The organism is Aeribacillus sp. JST-2 (genome assembly GCF_056032925.1).
Window position 1 is genome coordinate 1 of sequence record NZ_JBVVUU010000019.1, and the last position, 18816, is coordinate 18816.

General features: G+C 40.5%; 17 protein-coding genes. 13 read left to right on the plus strand and 4 right to left on the minus strand.

Translation table 11 applies throughout. The annotated features are described in order from the left end of the window. Positions 1–148: 148 nt before the first annotated feature. From AC0KTX_RS10740 to AC0KTX_RS10750, 3 genes are all read left to right on the plus strand, one after another. Positions 149–370, plus strand: coding sequence for a DUF2922 domain-containing protein (locus AC0KTX_RS10740; RefSeq protein ID WP_474252198.1), 222 nt, complete (start codon positions 149–151; stop codon positions 368–370). A 67-nt stretch (positions 371–437) separates the two neighbouring features. Beyond that, positions 438–584, plus strand: a complete 147-nt coding sequence (locus tag AC0KTX_RS10745) for a YvrJ family protein (protein WP_474252199.1) — start codon at positions 438–440, stop codon at positions 582–584. Positions 585–723: 139 nt separating this feature from the next. After that, entirely contained in the window at positions 724–1593 is an 870-nt protein-coding gene (locus AC0KTX_RS10750) for a cation diffusion facilitator family transporter (protein ID WP_474252237.1), read from the plus strand. A 117-nt stretch (positions 1594–1710) separates the two neighbouring features. Here the strand turns inward: AC0KTX_RS10750 and AC0KTX_RS10755 are convergent, their stop codons facing one another. Further along, complete coding sequence (locus tag AC0KTX_RS10755) at positions 1711–2529, minus strand: Cof-type HAD-IIB family hydrolase (protein WP_474252200.1); 819 nt, start codon at positions 2527–2529, stop codon at positions 1711–1713. A gap of 225 nt (positions 2530–2754) precedes the next feature. Between AC0KTX_RS10755 and glcT the strand changes: the two genes are divergently transcribed. The 6 genes from glcT (at position 2755) to AC0KTX_RS10785 (ending at position 10117) form a co-directional block, all read left to right on the plus strand. Beyond that, entirely contained in the window at positions 2755–3597 is an 843-nt protein-coding gene (glcT, locus tag AC0KTX_RS10760; RefSeq protein ID WP_474252201.1) for a glucose PTS transporter transcription antiterminator GlcT, read from the plus strand. Between the two features lie 184 nt (positions 3598–3781). Then, positions 3782–5851, plus strand: a complete 2070-nt coding sequence (gene ptsG / locus AC0KTX_RS10765) for a glucose-specific PTS transporter subunit IIBC (protein ID WP_474252202.1) — start codon at positions 3782–3784, stop codon at positions 5849–5851. Positions 5852–5993: 142 nt separating this feature from the next. Beyond that, the gene (locus tag AC0KTX_RS10770; RefSeq protein WP_474252203.1) at positions 5994–6260 is read left to right on the plus strand and encodes a phosphocarrier protein HPr; all 267 of its coding nucleotides are present in this window, start codon (positions 5994–5996) and stop codon (positions 6258–6260) included. Next, complete coding sequence (ptsP, locus tag AC0KTX_RS10775; RefSeq protein WP_474252204.1) at positions 6260–7975, plus strand: phosphoenolpyruvate--protein phosphotransferase; 1716 nt, start codon at positions 6260–6262, stop codon at positions 7973–7975. The genes AC0KTX_RS10770 and ptsP overlap by 1 nt, the downstream gene beginning before the upstream one ends. 467 nt (positions 7976–8442) lie before the next feature. Next, positions 8443–9228 carry an SDR family oxidoreductase gene (locus AC0KTX_RS10780; protein ID WP_474252205.1) on the plus strand — a complete coding sequence of 262 codons (786 nt, stop codon included), beginning with the start codon at positions 8443–8445 and terminating at the stop codon, positions 9226–9228. Positions 9229–9241: 13 nt separating this feature from the next. Continuing rightward, positions 9242–10117, plus strand: a complete 876-nt coding sequence (locus AC0KTX_RS10785) for an NAD(P)-dependent oxidoreductase (RefSeq protein ID WP_474252206.1) — start codon at positions 9242–9244, stop codon at positions 10115–10117. A 47-nt stretch (positions 10118–10164) separates the two neighbouring features. Here the strand turns inward: AC0KTX_RS10785 and AC0KTX_RS10790 are convergent, their stop codons facing one another. After that, positions 10165–10962 carry a CAP domain-containing protein gene (locus AC0KTX_RS10790; RefSeq protein WP_474252207.1) on the minus strand — a complete coding sequence of 266 codons (798 nt, stop codon included), beginning with the start codon at positions 10960–10962 and terminating at the stop codon, positions 10165–10167. Between the two features lie 344 nt (positions 10963–11306). Here AC0KTX_RS10790 and AC0KTX_RS10795 point away from each other — a divergent pair, with 344 nt between their 5' ends. Next, on the plus strand, positions 11307–13379 hold the full coding sequence (locus AC0KTX_RS10795) for a peptidoglycan D,D-transpeptidase FtsI family protein (RefSeq protein ID WP_474252208.1): 2073 nt from the start codon (positions 11307–11309) through the stop codon (positions 13377–13379). Between the two features lie 225 nt (positions 13380–13604). Continuing rightward, on the plus strand, positions 13605–15404 hold the full coding sequence (locus tag AC0KTX_RS10800) for an ATP-binding protein (protein ID WP_474252209.1): 1800 nt from the start codon (positions 13605–13607) through the stop codon (positions 15402–15404). An 11-nt stretch (positions 15405–15415) separates the two neighbouring features. Here the strand turns inward: AC0KTX_RS10800 and AC0KTX_RS10805 are convergent, their stop codons facing one another. Continuing rightward, positions 15416–16570 (minus strand): aminotransferase A, encoded by a 1155-nt coding sequence (locus tag AC0KTX_RS10805; protein ID WP_474252210.1) that lies wholly within the window; start codon positions 16568–16570, stop codon positions 15416–15418. Positions 16571–16680: 110 nt separating this feature from the next. Between AC0KTX_RS10805 and corA the strand changes: the two genes are divergently transcribed. Together corA and AC0KTX_RS10815 are read left to right on the plus strand one after the other, a co-directional pair. Then, positions 16681–17649 carry a magnesium/cobalt transporter CorA gene (corA, locus tag AC0KTX_RS10810; protein WP_474252211.1) on the plus strand — a complete coding sequence of 323 codons (969 nt, stop codon included), beginning with the start codon at positions 16681–16683 and terminating at the stop codon, positions 17647–17649. A gap of 505 nt (positions 17650–18154) precedes the next feature. Then, complete coding sequence (locus tag AC0KTX_RS10815) at positions 18155–18277, plus strand: hypothetical protein (protein ID WP_474252212.1); 123 nt, start codon at positions 18155–18157, stop codon at positions 18275–18277. A gap of 27 nt (positions 18278–18304) precedes the next feature. On the opposite strand, the gene AC0KTX_RS10820 is transcribed toward AC0KTX_RS10815, so the two are convergent. After that, complete coding sequence (locus AC0KTX_RS10820) at positions 18305–18676, minus strand: transporter (protein WP_474252213.1); 372 nt, start codon at positions 18674–18676, stop codon at positions 18305–18307. Between the last annotated feature and the right edge of the window lie 140 nt (positions 18677–18816).

Below are 18816 nucleotides of genomic sequence, written 5' to 3' on the forward strand. Positions count from 1 at the left end.
AACCCCGGTACGCTCAACCCTTTGTGGGAGGGGCGCGCCCCTCCCACAAAGGCAACCACCCAAGATATGCGATTGTCAAGGAGCGTATCGGACTGGAAATTCGATAAAAAAACTTTCTGAAACTTAGTATACGAGGGGGGTGAATACTATGTCAAAAGTGTTGGAGCTGCTTTTTGCAAATCAGGATGGAAAAGTGGCAAAAATAAATATTGATGAACCGAAAGAAAATCTCACCAGTACCGAAATTTCACAAGCAATGGACGCGATCATCAACGCCAATATTTTTACTTCCCAAGGCGGCTCATTTATATCCAAAAAAGGAGCTCGAATTGTCGAACGGATTGTGACTGAATATGCGATAGTTGAATGATGAATCAATCAGGCTGGCTTCCATTTGGGAAGCCGCCATGATTTTTTGAATGGAGGGGATCAAAAAAATGGAGGAGTGGCTACGCTTTGTCAGCGATGTCGGTTTTCCGGTTATTGTGACGCTTTATTTGCTGCATCGGATTGAAGGCAAGCTTGATGCTGTCAACCAGTCAATCCAAATGCTTCCTGTTTATTTGAAAGACACTCAAAAATAATGTGGAAGCAATCAAATCCATCCGGATTTGATTGCTGACATGAGAAATGTTCAGACTGGATAAATTTGTGAAAAAGTAGACCAGCTATCCATTTTTTGATAGTATAGATGAGCAGACCATATGAATGGAGATTATGGAAGTGGAAGTTTATCAAAATTTGAAAAAGGGCGAACGGGGCGCATGGCTTAGCATTTCAGCCTATATTGTGCTGACTGCAGTTAAAATACTGATCGGCTATCTTTATCATTCTGAAGCTTTGAGAGCCGATGGTTTCAATAACGGGACGGACGTGATTGCGTCAATTGCTGTTTTGGTTGGGCTAAAAATTTCGCAGCGTCCTCCTGATCGGGATCACCGATACGGGCACTTTCGGGCAGAGACGATTGCCTCGATGGTGGCCTCATTCATTATGGGATTGGTTGGTTTTGAAGTTCTGACGGAAGCTGCTAAATCGATCATCACACCAAAGAACGAATCTCCTGATTTGCTGGCAGCATGGACGGCGATCGGGTCAGCCGCCGTAATGTATACCGTTTACATATATAACCGCAGATTGGCAAAAAAATTGAACAGCCAAGCCCTTATGGCAGCTGCTTTGGACAATCGTTCCGATGCGTTTGTCAGCATCGGGACATTTATGGGGATTGTAGCAGCTCAATTTCATTTGGCTTGGGTGGATACGCTGGCGGCCATGATCATTGGAATCATCATTTGCAAAACCGCATGGGATATTTTCAGAGATGCTGTCCATTCCCTGACAGACGGTTTTTCCGAAGAGGAGTTAGAAAAATATAAAGAAACGATCTCAGAAATCCCAGGGGTGCAGTCTCTTGAAGACATCAAAGCAAGATATGTCGGAAGCACGGTATACGTAGAAATCATTATTAAAGTACAGCCTCATTTAAATGTCATTGAAAGCCATGCTATTTGTGATGAAGTTGAAAAAAGGCTGATTGACAAGCACAATATTTTGAATGTCCACGTACATGCAGAACCGTTAAAACAATAATAAATAACATCAAAAACAGGATGCTTTGATCCTGTTTTTTTCTATTTATTTCTTCATAAGATCGATATTTTCAAACAGTGCGCCGGCAGGAGAACCTCTCCTTTGAGCGGGAACAGACTAATGAGGGATATCTGCGGCTTTTTCTCCCAATTTGTTGATCTTGAGGACGGTATCAATAGCTTCGGCCACATTTTTGACAATGTACTTGGCTCGCTTTTTTACATCTTCGAAAGAGTTTTCCATCGCGAAAGAATAAGGCGTAAGTTCAAACATGGAAATATCGTTGTATGAGTCGCCGATGCAGGCGATTTCTTCTTTTTTAAATCCTAAATTTTGGATTAAGGCCGATACAGCTTCACCTTTGCTTACGCAGTTCGGAACAACGTCTAAACAATAACGGTCGGAGATAAATGTTTGGATTTTGTCTGAAAATTTAGAAACAACTTGTTGTTCAAATACTTCCAGTTCTTCGAATTCACCAATGAAAAAAATTTTTGACGGAAGAATGGTATGGCCGATGTCATCAAGAAGCTTTTGATGAACTTCAAGAGGAGCAAGCAATCGGGATTGAATGATGTCAAAGTATTCATTTTTTTCATCCGTATAGTTTTTGGCAAAGTCCGAAGCAATGGCAATTAGACGATTGTTTTTTGATTCTTGAATGATCTGTTTGGCAATAGCGGGATCCAATGTGCGGGAAAGAAGCTGATGATTTTCATTTGTGATAACGGAAGTGCCGTTTTGGCTGATCCGATGAACAGCTACACCGAGCCTTTTTTCGATTTGTTTGATTTCATCGTCCATTCTTCCTGTAGCTAACGCGATGTCGATTCCTTCTTTTTTGGCCTTCTGAATGGCTAGAAAGTCAGAATCTGTTACTTCATTTTCTGTTGAGAGGAGAGTGCCATCCAAATCGCTAATAAACAACTTGATCATTACTTGTGTTCCTCCTTAAATAAAATGCAAACTAACCCATTTTCCATAATAAAACTTTCAAAGATGTGAAGCAAGAAATTAAATTCAGTTTCCAAGAGAGCCACCAATGGATAGAGCCGTAAATCTTATCACGAGTAGTTGGGAGAGGCCATCAAAATCGTTGACCGCTCTATTATTTTCTTGTAACATTATATCGATTTCTTAAAAAGGAGCGTTTACACAGCCATGGGAGCCTTTATAATTCAAAAGGTGCTGAATAATAATGTTTTAATTGCGGAGCATGATGAATTTCAAGAAGTCGTCTTAATCGGAAAAGGGATTGGTTTTGGCAAGAAGAAAGGCGATTCCATTTCCAACGAAACAGTTGAAAAAATGTTCGTTCTGAAAAATGCGTTGGAACAAGAACAGTATAAAAAGCTCCTGCCATACATTGATGAAAAGATCATCGGTGTGATTGCAGATTGTATTGCACATATATCAATGAAAGTTGGCCTCCCATTAAACGAACATATTCATATTGCTTTAACGGATCATATTACATTTGCCATTAAGCGTTTGCAGCAAGGTATGGATATCAAAAACCCGTTTCTTTCTGAAACCGAGGTCCTTTACCCGAAAGAGTACGAAATAGCGAGCGAAGTCGTAAAAATTATTGAAGAAAAATTAGATGTACTCCTTCCAAAAGGTGAAATCGGTTTTATCGCCCTCCATATCCATAGTGCACTAACGCATAAAACGATCTCCGAAGTAAACCGCCATTCCCAGCTTATCAGCCAACTTATCGAAGTTGTGGAGGATTCATTAAAAATCCGGTTGGATAAAGACAGTGTGAATTATTTGCGCCTAATAAGACATCTTCAATCGACAATTGAAAGAGTTCACAAAGGAGAAAAAGTAGAAGAGCCAAAAGAAGTAACTTTACTGTTGAAAAATAAATATCCTTTATGCTACAATACTGCGTGGAAAATGATTAAAATCATGCAGCAAGTATTAAAAAAGCCAGTTTTTGAAGCAGAAGCTGCTTATTTAACAATTCACTTGTATCGAATTGCGAAGACAAAAGAATAAAGCTTTGCAAACGTGTTACTGATTCGATCAGGCATGAGTGTGCATAGCAAACATACAATACAATTTGCTCGGCTGTATTGTATGGCTGCTTTGTATCCTCATGCCTGTTTTGTTTTTTATTTTACAGTTTTTGCTTTTATTCTTGCTGCATTTATCAAATGATAAAAAAAAGGAGGTTATGTTCATGTTTAAATCGCTTTTTGGTGTTTTGCAAAAAATCGGTCGAGCATTAATGCTTCCGGTTGCGCTTCTTCCCGCTGCAGGCATTTTGCTGGCGGTTGGAAATGCGCTGCAAAATCCCGATTTAACAGAAAGAATTCCAGCTTTAACAAATGAATGGGTAGTGCTTATTGCGAGTGTAATGGAACAAGCGGGACAAATCGTATTCAGCAACTTGCCGTTGCTGTTTGCCGTAGGGGTTGCCATCGGTCTAGCCAATGGAGACGGTGTGGCAGGGATTGCAGCCGTGATCGGATATTTGATTATGAATGTCACGATGAGCGGGATTTTAACAGGTCTTCATCAGCTCCCGGAAGATATTAGTTCCAATCCTGCATACGCGAACGTTCTCGGAATTGAAACACTGCAAACCGGTGTGTTTGGGGGAATTATTGTCGGTATTATTGCAGCATATATGTACAATAAATACTATAAAATTGAGCTGCCGCAATATTTGGGGTTTTTTGCTGGCAAACGGTTTGTGCCGATCGTTACAGCAGCTTCTGCGGTTCTGTTAGGTATTGCCATGTATTTTGTATGGCCGCCGATTCAAGGGGCATTAAATGCGTTTTCTCAAGGAATGCTTGAAACGAACAAGACATTGGCCGCATTCATTTTCGGTATTATTGAACGCTCTTTAATACCTTTCGGATTGCATCATATTTTTTATGCACCATTTTGGTATGAGTTCGGTTCATACGTAAGTCAAAACGGAGAGGTTGTCCGCGGCGACCAAGCCATTTTCTTTGCACAAATTAAAGATGGCGTGGAGCTGACGGCAGGTACATTTATGACCGGGAAATTTCCGTTTATGATGTTTGGGCTCCCCGCTGCGGCTCTTGTCATTTACCATGAAGCAAAACCGGAAAACAAAAAGGTTGTTGCCGGCATTATGGGATCTGCTGCGTTAACATCTTTTTTGACAGGCATTACAGAACCGATTGAGTTCAGCTTTCTATTTGTTGCGCCTGTTTTATTTGCGATTCATGCGGTATTTGCCGGTCTGTCGTTTATGGTCATGCATTTATTAAATGTAAAAATCGGTATGACTTTCTCCGGCGGTGTCATTGATTTTATATTATTTGGCATCCTGCCAAACAGAACGGCTTGGTGGCTTGTCATTCCAGTTGGACTTGCGTTTGCCGTGATTTATTATTTCGGCTTCAGGTTTGCCATTCGCAAGTTTCATTTGAAAACGCCGGGGCGTGAAGAAGCGGAAGTGGAAACATCTGATCATGAGAAAGAAGGCAAAGCGTCTGATGACTTGCCATATAACATTTTGCAAGCATTAGGCGGACAGGAAAACATTCAACATCTTGATGCTTGTATTACACGGCTGCGCATAACTGTAAACGAGCAGCAGAAAGTTGATAAAGATCGCCTGAAAAAACTCGGCGCATCAGGAGTTCTAGAAGTAGGAAACAATATCCAAGCGATTTTCGGACCAAAATCGGACAACTTAAAAACGCAAATACAGGACATCATGGCCGGAAGAACACCTAGAATTGAACAAGTACATTCTCCTGAACAAGAAGTGGCCGAACAAGTGGAAAATGTCATGCCGGAAGAATTGCGAAGTGAAAATCTTACATTTGTTTCTCCGATGTCCGGAGAACTCCATCCGATCACTGATGTTCCGGATCAAGTATTTTCCGGAAAAATGATGGGAGACGGCTTCGCTATTTTGCCGGAAGATGGAACAGTCGTCTCGCCCGTTAACGGAAAAGTCATGAACGTTTTTCCGACAAAACATGCCATCGGTTTGCTGTCAGATTCGGGACATGAAATTTTAATCCATGTCGGAATTGATACTGTCAATTTGAAAGGAAAAGGATTTGACATTTTCGTTTCTGAAGGCGATACTATTAAAATAGGAGATCGCCTGCTTCAGGTTGACCTTGATTTCATTAAAAACCAAGTTCCTTCTATAATGACGCCTGTTGTCTTTACGAATTTAAAAGATGGGGCAACAATCCATCTTGAAAAAGAAGGAATGGTCAAACAAGGAGAAGAAAATATTATCTCAATTCGATAGGTTTTACTACAAGCTGTCTGTTGTTCACTGGGTCAAGCTATACGGTAGGCAGCTTGTTTTAAATATGCAAGTTTTATCTTGCAGAACAGCAGTTGGATTGATAAAATTTTTTTGAAACAAAGAAAGAAAGGGAATGATTCGAATGGCTGAAAAAACGTTTAATATTACATCTGACACTGGAATTCATGCTAGACCTGCCACTTTGTTAGTGCAAACGGCTAGCAAATTCGATTCTGACATTAATCTTGTTTACAATGGCAAAACGGTCAACTTAAAATCCATTATGGGCGTTATGTCTTTAGGCATTCCAAAAGGTGCAACCATTACCATCTCAGCAACAGGCGCAGACGAAAACGAAGCACTTACAGCTATTGAAGAGACGATCAAAAAAGAGGGTTTAGGCGAATAATGAAAAAGCTTTCTGGGATTGGAGCATCAAGCGGTATTGCGATTGCAAAAGCGTACCGTCTCGAAGAACCGGATTTGACGGTTTCCAGAAAAAACATTCAAAATCCCGCGGAAGAAACGGAACGTTTTGAAAAAGCGGTTGAAAACGCAAAACAAGAGCTAAAAGTGATCAGAGACAATGCCAACGAAAAGCTCGGAGCAGATAAAGCTGCCATTTTTGAAGCGCATCTTCTTGTTTTGAACGATCCTGAACTGTTAAATCCGGTAAAAGACAAAATAAAAAACGAAGCTGTAAATGCGGAGTTTGCGATGCGTGAAACTGCGGATCAATTTATCGCCATGTTTGAATCGATGGACAACGAATATATGCGTGAGCGCGCAGCGGACATCCGCGATGTAACAAAAAGAGTCATTGCGCATTTATTAGGTGTTCAGATCCCAAATCCAAGCTTAATTAATGAAGAAGTCATTATTGTTGCTGAAGATTTGACACCTTCTGATACTGCACAATTGAACAAATCTTATGTGAAAGCTTTCACTACGGATATTGGCGGCAGAACATCCCATTCCGCCATCATGGCTCGTTCATTGGAAATTCCTGCAGTTGTCGGTACGAAAGAGGCGTCTGCCAATATAGAAAACGGTATTACGGTGATTGTCGATGGCATTGATGGACAAGTTGTCATCGATCCGACCGCTGAAACCATTGCCTTTTACGAAGAGAAAAAGAAACAATATGAAAAACAGAAGGCAGAATGGGCGAAACTTGTAGATGAACCGACAGTGACAAAGGATGGACATCATGTTGAACTTGCCGCAAATATCGGAACGCCAAAGGATGTTCAAGCGGTTCTGGACAATGGGGGCGAAGGCATAGGACTGTATCGTACAGAATTTTTGTACATGGGTAGAGACCAATTGCCAACAGAAGATGAACAATACGATGCCTATAAAACGGTATTAGAAAAAATGAACGGAAAGCCTGTCGTTGTCCGTACGTTGGACATTGGCGGAGATAAAGAGCTTCCATATTTGAATTTGCCAAAAGAGATGAATCCGTTCTTAGGATTCAGAGCAATTCGACTCTGCTTGGAAATGCAGGATTTGTTCCGCACCCAGCTGCGGGCTCTTCTTCGGGCGAGCAAATACGGGAACCTGAAAATTATGTTTCCTATGATTGCGACAGTCAATGAATTTCAACAAGCAAAAGCGATTCTTTTGGAAGAAAAAGATAGGCTTGAAAACGAGGGAATCGAAGTAGCTGAAAATATTGAAGTCGGAATGATGGTTGAAATTCCGTCAACCGCCATCTTGGCTGATCAGTTTGCCAAGTTTGTCGACTTCTTTAGTATTGGAACAAATGACTTAATTCAATATACAATGGCGGCTGATCGCATGAATGAACGCGTATCGTACCTTTATCAGCCATATAATCCGGCAATTCTTCGCCTTGTTTCCCGTGTCATTGATGCGGCTCATCATGAAGGAAAATGGGTGGGCATGTGCGGCGAAATGGCAGGAGATCCGATTGCGATTCCATTGCTTTTAGGCCTTGGTTTAGATGAATTTTCCATGAGTGCCGCTTCGATTTTGCCGGCAAGAGCTCAGATTAAAAAGCTTTCGAAACAAGAAGCCGAAAGCTTCAAAGAAACCGTGCTTTCGATGCAAACGACAGAAGAAGTCATTTCTTTTGTGAAAGAAACGTTTCATGTTTAATATGAAAAGCAGATCCAAATGAATTTAGGATCTGCTTTTCTTTTTTTGCAACAGAACAAATATTTTAAATTTAAAACATAGAAAGAAGTTTGGACTGTAAAAAGAATTGCCATTGATGTTTCATTCGCTCCTTTGAAACATGGGGCTAGGGCCAAACAATGTCCGGGCCTTTTTTGGATGAATTATTAAGAAAAAGGTCTATTTTTTGCAAGTTTTTTTAAATAAAGGTGCGAAAACTTGCGCTGCGTCCGGATTTGAAAATATCTAAACAGAAACATTTTATAGAGCTACATTTTTTAGATGCCCGCCGAAAACCGAAGGAAGAATTGGCTGATAAATTAAATGCTTTCAGTGGAAAATAGTTTAGAAAATAACATAAAACTTTCAATTTCTGCTATTTTTCTTTTTTTCATTCTTTTATGGACATGGTAAACTTAATAAAAAAGGGTTGAAAGGATGATGTCGTGATGAATTTGAGTTTCAACGGGAAAACGGCCCTCGTATTGGCTTCCAGCCAAGGTTTGGGAAAAGCGATCGCCACAAGGCTTGTAGAAGAGGGAGCAGACGTCATGATTGCCAGCCGCAACGAAGAAAAACTTAAAGACGCTGCGGAAAGCCTAAAAGCGTTTGGAAAAGGAAGAGTGTCTTATATGAAAACGGATATTACCTCAAAGGAAGACATTGAAAAACTTGTTGACAAGACGATAAAAGAGTTTGGCAAGATCAACCTTCTCGTTAACAACGCCGGAGGCCCCCCTGCCGGAACTTTCGAAGAGATGAAGGATGAAGATTGGCAAAAAGCATTTGAATTGAACCTTCTCAGTTACATAAGAACCATCCGTGAAGTTCTGCCGCACATGAAAGAAAACGGCGGAAAAATTGTCAACATCGCTTCCTCTTCGGTGAAGGAGCCGATTCCCGGATTGATATTGTCGAATACGTTTCGGTTGGGAATCGTCGGTTTGACGAAAACATTGGCGGCTGAATTTGCGCCATATCAAATCTTGATCAATACCGCTGCCCCCGGAAGAATTGCAACAGACCGAGTCGCACAGCTGGATGAATGGAATGGGAAAAAACTTGGCCTTTCAAAAGAAGAAATGGAAAAGAAAAATCAAGCGGCAATTCCGCTTAAACGGTACGGAAAACCGGAAGAATTCGCAAATTATGTGCTGTTCCTGCTTTCTGACTTGAACACCTATATGACGGGACAAACGTTTATGATTGACGGCGGAATGGTCAAATCAATCTGAAAGGGTGAAAAGCGTGAAAAAAGAGATCATCGGCTTCATCGGTCTTGGTGTTATGGGGAAAAGCATGGCTCGACATCTGCTTAATGCTGGTTATCCTCTTATAGTTTTTACTAGAACGAAAGAAAAAGCAGAGGACTTCATAAAAGAAGGAGCTATTTGGAAAGATACGGTGAAAGACATCGCGAAAGAGGCGGATGTCATCATTACAATGGTCGGCTATCCAAAAGATGTTGAAGAGGTTTACTTTGGCGAAAACGGCATATTGGCAAACGCCAAAAGGGGTGCGTTTTGCATTGATATGACGACATCAAAACCGGAACTTGCCGAAGAAATTTACAAACAGGCAAAAGAACGAGGCATTTCCTTTTTAGATGCTCCAGTATCCGGAGGGGATGTCGGAGCTAAGAACGGAACATTGACCATTATGGTTGGCGGAGACGAAGAAGCGTTTCAACATTGTCTGCCAATTTTTGAAAAAATGGGAACTAACATTGTTCATCAAGGAGAAGCCGGAGCGGGACAGCATACGAAAATGTGCAATCAAATCGCCATTGCAGCCGGGATGATCAGTGTATGTGAAGCGCTCGCCTATGCGAAGCATGCCGGGCTGGATCCTGAAAAAGTATTAAAGAGCATTTCAGTCGGCGCAGCAGGAAGCTGGTCTTTATCCAATTATGCACCCCGAATCTTGGCAAAGCAATTTGATCCAGGTTTTTATATTAAACATTTTATCAAAGATATGGACATTGCCTTAGAGGAAGCAGAGAAAATGGAAGTTCCTGTTCCTGGTCTTAGACTTGCTAGAGAATTATACGGGGAGCTTGCAGAGAGGGGAGAAGAAAACAGCGGCATTCATGCGTTATATAAGCTTTGGAGTGAAATAGAATAAAAGAAAAAGTGTGGCAACATTCAATTTGCCACACTTTCTGCTAATTTTTATTTTCCGATAAATTGTTGTGTCCAGTAATGGCCATTTTCCACATAGCCAACGCCAATATGGGTGAAGTTAGGATTTAAAATATTTGCTCTATGCCCCTCGCTGTTCATCCATGCGTTCACAACTTCTTCAGGAGTACGTTGGCCCATTGCAATATTTTCCCCTGCCGTTTTGTAGGAAATGCCGAATTTTTTCATCATGTCAAATGGGGAGCCGTAAGTCGGGCTTGTATGAGAAAAGTAGTTGTTGCGCTGCATGTCAAGAGATTTCTCGCGTGCGACTTTGCTTAATGCGTCATCAACAATAAGCGGTTTTAAGCCGCGTTTTTGCCGTTCAGCGTTTGTCAACTCGACTACTTTTTTTTCATAAGCATTTAACGTTGAAACATTTTCTTGGTTGGAAGCTGGGGTATTGTTTGTTGTTTGGCTGTTTTTGGATGGTGCGGGTGTTGTTGTTTTCGCATTGCTGTTTGGTTGATTATTCACTTTTTGGTTATTGTCCTGTTTAGGAATGACAGTTTCTTTTTTCACAGGTTGTCCATTTTTTTGATAGATTGAAATTTTCATTTGGCTGTTAGGAAAATACTTGTTCGCAAGATTTTCCAACTCTTTTGTGCCAAAAGATTGTAGGATTTTATTCAACTCTTGCTGATTTTTACCGTAAGAGCTGTAAACATGCACTTGGCTTTTACATGGAATGTTCGCTTTTTGCACCTCCTGTGCACTCGCATTTGCGCCGGCGCCGGCAGTCAAAATAGCAGCGGCTGCGAAAGCCGAAACAAAGATCGATTTCTTCATCCTTTTACCCTCCTTGGTGTTTGTCCTTGCAATTTACAAATCTATCTTAACATGCGATTTTTGTTACATTTGTGTCATATCATTCCATTGACAAATCCAGACCCTCAGGTTTTTAATAAGATTCGTCAAATTGTTGTAAATATGGGGGTTCATGAGCTCAATTTTGTGATATACTTCCTTCAAGAATGACAAATATAAACAATATGTCTAAAAATTAAATAGAAATACAGGGTTGACAACATTTTGGAAACGAAGATTTTTGTAATATATGTTACAATGTTTTTACAAGTTCGTGAGTTGTTGTAAATTAAATGGAAAAATTTTTGGTGAAAGGAAGGTTGTTTGTGAACAAGGAGACGGAAACCAATCCTTCTGAAACTAAGCGGCAAAAGAAAACACGCATTTTTCGGATCAATTTTTTCTTTTTTATCGTGTTCCTGCTGTTTGTCGCATTGGTTGTTCGCCTTGGTGTTGTCCAAATCGTTCAAGGGGAGGAATACTCAAAGGAAGTAAACCGAACCGAAATCGATGTGGCAAAATATCCTGCTCCAAGGGGAAAAATGTTTGATCGATACGAAAGGGTTGTCGTTGATAATCGGAATGTGCCTGCGGTCACATATACTGTGGAAAAGACAACAAAAACGAAAGACAAACTTCAAACAGCTGAAAAATTGGCAAAGCTGATTAACATGGATACGTCTTTTCTGCGGGAGCGGGATTTAAGGGACTATTGGGTGGCCAAACATCCGAAAAAAGCTGAAAAACTTTTGTCGAAGAAGGAAAGGGAGCTAAAAGCAAGCGAGTCGTACCGACTTCAGGTAGAAAGAGTTCCGGAGGAAGAAATAGAAAAAATTAAGAACGACCCTAAGGAAATGGAGTTAGCGGCTTTATATATAAAATTTTCGTCAGGTTATGCGTACGAGCCGCAAATTGTGGCCACCGATCTAAGCGAGGAAGAAGTCTCGCGTGTGGCTGAACAGCTGGAAGATCTTCCGGGAGTGGATGTTATCACGGATTGGGAAAGGGTGTATCCTTATGATGACGTTTTCCGCACGATTTTAGGAAAAATTTCAACGCCAAAAGAAGGAATTCCGGAAGAAAACCAATCGTTCTTTGTTGCCAGAGGGTATGCCCGTAATGAAAGAGTCGGCAAAAGCTATTTAGAGCAGCAATATGAGGACTATCTCAATCCAAGAAAGGCGAAAGTTCAATATATTTCCGATAAAGACGGAAATACAATTGAACAAAAGCAGATTGATGAGGGCAGAAGAGGATATGATTTGAAACTTTCAATCGATATTGAATTGCAAAAAAGAATCGAAAACATAATCGACCAACAGCTGAAAGCGGCTCGCGGCAGAGGCAACTATTTAGTGGATCGCGCGTTTGTCGTCATGATGGATCCTTATAAAGGCGATGTTTTGGCGATGGTTGGAAGAATGTATGAATCAGGAGAGATGCTAAATTTTGATTACGGAGCTTTCGGAACCCAATATGAAATGGGGTCAGCAGTTAAAGGGGCAACTGTTTTGGCAGGTTATCAATATGGATTAAAATATGGAACGGTTTTTTATGATGCACCGATCCATTTAAAAGGAACACCGGAGAAATCGTCCTATAAAAATATGGGGGCGGTATCTGATTTAACAGCGTTGAAGCAAAGTTCGAACGTATACATGTTCCATATCGCCATGAAAATTGCAGGAATCCAGTATGTCCCATATGGAAAATTTCCTGCAACTGATGAGGACTTTCAAAAGATGCGCAACTATTATGCCCAATTTGGTCTAGGGGTGCCAACAGGGATTGATCTACCGCAGGAATCTCCCGGCCAGCAGTCAGACCCGGGTGCAGATAAAGGGAAATTGCTGGACCTTGCTATCGGACAATTTGACACGTATACACCGTTGCAAATGGCGCAATATGTTTCAATTATTGCGAACGGAGGATACAGAGTTACGCCAAGACTCGTTACCGAGATTCACGAACCGACTGATGAAGGGCTGGGGCCAATTGCCCAAGAACGGCCTGCAAAAGTGCTGAACAAAATCAACAACACTGAACAGGATATTGAGCGGGTGCGGCAAGGCTTTAAACTCGTTACGAATTCGCCGGGGGGTACGGCCTATGCTCAATTGAAAGGAATGAATGTGGCAGGGAAAACTGGAACGGCCGAATCACAATATTATGGGACGAAACAGCAATATTGGGGAACCGATGTATATAATTTAACGTTTGTCGGCTATTATCCTGCAGACAATCCGGAAGTGGCGTTCAGCGTTGTTGTTCCATGGACAAAGCCTAGCGGAAGCGAAGATGTTAACAAAAGAATTGCCAGAGATATCGTCAAGGCATACAAAGATTTGCAAAAAGAATATGCTGGCAATCCCCAAAAGCCATCAACTGAAGAAAAGTAGACGACAAAAACCATCGTTTTTATAAACGGTGGTTTTTAATTTTATGAAACGAGCATATAGTTAAATGATCGAAAATGATAAAGTTCCTTCAATTCAATACATACGGTCTTTGTTTTTACCTACGAATATATTAAAATTTTAGTCAATAAGGGATATTTTTCATTTTCATAAACATACCAGAAAAAATTCTCATTTAGAGAGAATAAGCATTAAGGGGGGCAACTGATGGATCTGCAGAAGGAAAAACAGATGCAGAAACGAACGGGAGAATTTTTTTTCATTATTTCAAATAGGGGGAAGATTTTATATTTCACGGGAAATTGCATGGGAATTCTTGGATACACTCAAGAGGAATTGCTGAATTCTAGTATTTTTGATTACATTCATAAAGATGATCTGTATTTGCTGGAAGACATGTTATTTTATAAGCACGAATTTCTTCCGAAATCATTAAGATTATTTAAAAAAAGCGGCGGTTATTTGCGATTTAACGTTTCCACCGATGTGATCAACATCGATGCCAATGAAATTATTATGAAATTTACGCTTGCCCAACATGAACAGTCTGAACATTCAAGCGGCGCACGAATTGGATTCCGTGATGGGAGCCATCAAACTCCGAATGATTGCACCACCCATTTCATAGATCGATTGCCGTGCCCGATCATGATTTGCATTGATGGGAAAATTCAATATGCAAATTCCATGATGCTCCATTTGCTCGGAGCGGAAAAACGAGATGATATAGAAGGGAAGATGATTTACGATTTCATTGACTGCGATTTTCATCCTGTCATCCATTCAAGAATCCATCAGCTTCATAAAGGAAATGACGGCGAATTATTGGAATTGAGTTGGAATCGAATGGATAAAAGAAAAATGGAGGTTGAATTACGAACCACTTTGATTGATTACAATGGATTAAAAGCGGAATTATTTGTGATTTCCGATGTTTCTTCCAAAAGAAACGTGCAATACATTTTAAAAAAGAGCCGGGAAAGATACCAAAAGCTAATTCATAATTCAATAGATACAATTGCTGTTATACATAATAATAAATGGGTGTTCATGAATAAATCAGGGATGAAACTGTTTGAAGCTCCTGATTATCAGGATATATTAGGAAAAAGCATTTTTCAATTTTTGCCCTTGCAATATCATGAAGAGCTCAAGTGGCAATTGGACGAAATCGTAAGGGGGCATTCGGAAACCGTCTTTATGAAACAAAAATGGTTAACGTTTACAAAAAAAATCATTCATACCGATATGATATGCATAGCAACAACTTATTTTGGCGAACCTGCCGTGCAAATCATCTTGAAGGATTTATCTGATCGGAAACAAGCGGAAGAACTGATGATCAGATCGGAAAAGCTTTCTTTGGCCGGACAGCTCGCGGCCGGAATTGCACATGAAATTCGCAATCCGCTAACCGCCATTAAAGGGTTTTTGCAGCTGCTGCAAGGTGAAAGTGAAAAAGGGAAAAAATATTTTGAAATCATTTTTTCTGAATTAAACCGGATTGAAATGATTTTAAGTGAACTTCTTATGCTGGCAAAGCCTCAGGAAGCGGCCTTGAAAAAAGCAAATGTCGGCATTATTTTGCATGAAGTTGTTACATTGCTTGAAACGGAAGCCATTTTAAAAAATATTGTCATTTGCAAGGACATTGCGGAAGAAGCGCAAGAATTGTTGTGCGACCAAAATCAGCTGAAGCAGGTATTTATTAATTTAATCAAAAATGCGATCGATGCGATGCCAAATGGTGGAACGATCACGATTTCATCAAAAACAGAAGGCGATTTCATTGTGATGAAAGTGAAAGATGAAGGAAAGGGGATTCCGAAAGAAGTGTTGGAACGAATCGGAGAACCTTTTTTAACGACGAAGAAGAATGGAACCGGCTTAGGATTAATGATTACATATAAAATCATTGAGCATCACCATGGCACGATTGATGTGAACAGCAGCGAGAAAGGCACAGTCTTTACGATCAAACTTCCGAAAAAGGATATCAGTGCTTGAAAAAGCACTGTTTACCCTTTTTCCGTTCGGAGAAAATGTTCCAGTCTATCCAGCGCTTTTTCAAGCTCCTCCATCGAATAGGCGTAGGAGATTCGGATGAATCCCTCTCCGTAACGAGAAAATGCGCTCCCGGGGACGACGGCAACACCCGCTTTTTTCAACAATTCCAATGCGAAATCAAAAGAGCTTTTTCCAAACGGTTTGATTGATGGAAACAAATAAAAAGCCCCTCCCGGTTTCACGACTTCAAGCCCTATGTCAATCAGCCGATTATATACATAATCAAGTCTTTTTTCATATTCCTTTTTCATTTGATTCCCGTCATCAAATCCTTCCGTCAAAGCATTGAAAGCAGCTTTTTGCGAGATGGATGAAGCGCAGGAGACGTTGTATTGGTGAACTTTTAAAATGTGCTTAGCAATGTTTTCTGGAGCCATTAAAAATCCGATTCTCCACCCCGTCATGCTGTGGGATTTGGAAAGTCCATTGATGACGATCGTTTGCTCCCGCAAAAAAGAAGCAATCGAGGTATGGCTCCCCACATAGGTTAATTCACTGTAGATTTCATCCGCTAAAATGAAAATATCTTTTCCGCGAACAGCATCTGCGATCTCTTTCAGCTCCTCAGAAGTCAATGTCACGCCAGTCGGGTTTGACGGATAAGGCAATATGATACAACGTGTTTTTTCTGTTATATGCTTTTCTATTAAATCTTTCGTTAATTTAAAACCATAAGGCGCCGTATCGGCCAAAACAGGTGTGGCGCCGCACATGCGGATAATTGGTTCATACCCCGGATAGATCGGCGCAGGCAATAGCACTTCAAGGCCTTGTTCTAAAATGGTCCGGAGCGCAATATCGATTGCCTGGCTCGCCCCTGTTGTGACAATCACTTCAGTTTGCGGATTGTATTCAAGTTGATATTTTTTTTTCATAAACTGGCTGACAGCTTGTCGCAATTCCAAAAAACCGGCATTATGCGTATATGTTGTAAAGTTTTCATCAATCGCCTTCTTGGCTGCTTCTTTAATATGCAAAGGGGTTTGAAAATCCGGCTGGCCGATGGTGAGCGAGATGATGTCGTCATAGTTGGAAACAATGTTGAAAAATTTGCGAATGCCGGAGATTTCAATATTTTTCACTTGCTGATTGATTAAATGCTCCATAGTTTCACCTGCTTTATGAAAAATTCGTTTTTTATTTTATCATGTTTTAACATTGCTTTTGGTGGAAAACTAACAATATCTTTAAATTTTTTGTTGAAAGTGTGAATGATATGATCCGAACTTTAATTGTTACAGAAAATATGGATGTGAAATATGATTGTCCTCTTAAAGAGATTCGCCGAAAAGATGTCAGTTGGTATTGGGTGGATTTTGACCATCCTACAACAGAAGAAATCACACTGTTAGGCCGATTTTTCCATTTTCATCCGCTGTCGATTGAGGATTGTGTGGAAAATGTAGAAAGACCGAAAATTGATGTTTACGAATCTTATTTGTTTGTCGTTTTACATGCCATTCACCAACAAACATTAGAGCCTGAAGAATTGGATTTGTTCGTGAGCGATAGAGGAATCGTGACTTTTCATCATGACGCCATTCGCAATTTAAACAACACTTGGCATCAGGTGAAAAAGGATGATGCGCTTAAAGGCGGCCCGCGAAAAATTCTGCATAAACTGGCAGATCAACTTGTCGATGATTATTTTCCTCCAGTATATCGGCTCGAGGATTTGTTAAATCAAATTGAAGAAAATAACAGAAAAAAAACAATTGATGAGTTAATGAAAGAACTTTTTTCGATTCGGTCGCAATTGTCGAAATTAAGGAGAACGATCATTCCAATGAGGGATTTAATGTATCGGATCATTTCTTCGAACGGTCTGAACGAGCGAAAGGAACAAGATTTATATTTTCATGATATATATGATCATTTGCTAAAGCTTGTTGAAATGATTGATGCAAATCGCGAAGTGGCGGCAGATATTCGAGACAGTTATTTATCATTTAATTCCAACAAAATGAATACGATCATGATGACATTAACTGTTATTTCATCTGTTTTTATGCCATTGACGTTTATCGCCGGGGTTTACGGGATGAATTTTCAATACATGCCTGAACTGAAATGGAAATATGGATATTTCATTGTTTTAGGCGCGATGACCGTGATAGGAACGGGAATGCTCTATCTTTTTTACAGAATGGGATGGTTTCATTTTCAAAAGGGACCTAAATTGTAAAAATTAAAATTGGGCAGTTCCTTTTGTTTAAATATTTACAAAGTTCCCTTCATCAACGGCGTATAATGTAAACAGAAACAATCAACCATGGGGATCTAAAAATCGCTGTCACTGGTCAATCTGGAAAGATACCCGAATGATTCAAGCCAATGCAGGGGAATTTGGATAAGAAAAAGCTAAAATGAGCTGTGCTGTTCACAAGGGGCGGTAGCATCATGGAAGCTGCAACGAAAGGAGCTTGAGCAAGGGGGTGTTATCGGTATTTTGGCAGGAAATGACAAACAAACCGCCAACGAATTTATTAAATATTCCCATTAAACCCGTTTTAGGTATTGATTTTCGAATCATACTGCTTGTTCGTTCACCTGAAAAGCCATTATCATGATCGGGGCGGCAATGGGGCACTAAGTAAAGTATCGGCAGCTTGCATGAATAAAAGCTAGTTGTCGAGATTGAAAATTCAGGGAGGTCAAATATCATCCAAGCAGCGTTTGAAGGCCGTTACTTGGATGAAAGCAGATCGATTGAAATTAAATTTGCCGTAGCGTTGAAAACAACAGTCGAGCTTGCGTTTGAAACAGTGCAATTGAAAAGTCAGGAATGCAGATTAATCGAACACGCCGCCTGAGAAATGGCAGCGCGCCGGATTAAAATTTCACACACAAGTATAAGAGGAAATATTTGTTAAATCAATACCGAAATAAACCCATCTCCGCTGGCGCGGTCTCCACCGCCAACCGGCGACAGATGTTCGTCCGACAAACACTGGATAAAACCAAAATCTTGTTCTGTTTGTTAAACGAATATAAGTGAAACGGTATAAACATCCCCTTAGCCCGCCAGGATCCACAGCATATACTCCAACACCGGGCGATTCCGTTGGCGTGTAGCTAGGCGGCGGTCCTGACGGCGGACCTGAAGGACTCATGCCGGAAGGGGGAGCAAATGGAGGTGGGTCGAAGCTTCCCGGATCTGCAAAAGGCGGCTGAAAACCTGGAAACATCAATTGCCGATCAAATGGATGCAAGATTATTCTCCTTTCTGACATTTCATTCATTCTCAACATATGCAAATTTTGTTGCAAGGTGTTTGACCATATTCACCTTTTTGGTAATGTAAATTTTATGCAAATTAGAAGGGAACAGCCGGTTTTTGTCGAATTGTCAT

Coding starts and splice junctions, on each gene's coding strand:
- AC0KTX_RS10800 (WP_474252209.1), top strand. CDS start 13,605: ATGGATCTGCAGAAGGAAAAACAGATGCAGAAACGAACGGGAGAATTT.
- ptsP (WP_474252204.1), top strand. CDS start 6,260: ATGAAAAAGCTTTCTGGGATTGGAGCATCAAGCGGTATTGCGATTGCA.
- ptsG (WP_474252202.1), top strand. CDS start 3,782: ATGTTTAAATCGCTTTTTGGTGTTTTGCAAAAAATCGGTCGAGCATTA.
- AC0KTX_RS10780 (WP_474252205.1), top strand. CDS start 8,443: ATGAATTTGAGTTTCAACGGGAAAACGGCCCTCGTATTGGCTTCCAGC.
- AC0KTX_RS10790 (WP_474252207.1), bottom strand. CDS start 10,962: ATGAAGAAATCGATCTTTGTTTCGGCTTTCGCAGCCGCTGCTATTTTG.
- AC0KTX_RS10740 (WP_474252198.1), top strand. CDS start 149: ATGTCAAAAGTGTTGGAGCTGCTTTTTGCAAATCAGGATGGAAAAGTG.
- glcT (WP_474252201.1), top strand. CDS start 2,755: ATGGGAGCCTTTATAATTCAAAAGGTGCTGAATAATAATGTTTTAATT.
- AC0KTX_RS10770 (WP_474252203.1), top strand. CDS start 5,994: ATGGCTGAAAAAACGTTTAATATTACATCTGACACTGGAATTCATGCT.
- AC0KTX_RS10745 (WP_474252199.1), top strand. CDS start 438: ATGGAGGAGTGGCTACGCTTTGTCAGCGATGTCGGTTTTCCGGTTATT.
- AC0KTX_RS10805 (WP_474252210.1), bottom strand. CDS start 16,570: ATGGAGCATTTAATCAATCAGCAAGTGAAAAATATTGAAATCTCCGGC.
- AC0KTX_RS10755 (WP_474252200.1), bottom strand. CDS start 2,529: ATGATCAAGTTGTTTATTAGCGATTTGGATGGCACTCTCCTCTCAACA.
- corA (WP_474252211.1), top strand. CDS start 16,681: ATGATCCGAACTTTAATTGTTACAGAAAATATGGATGTGAAATATGAT.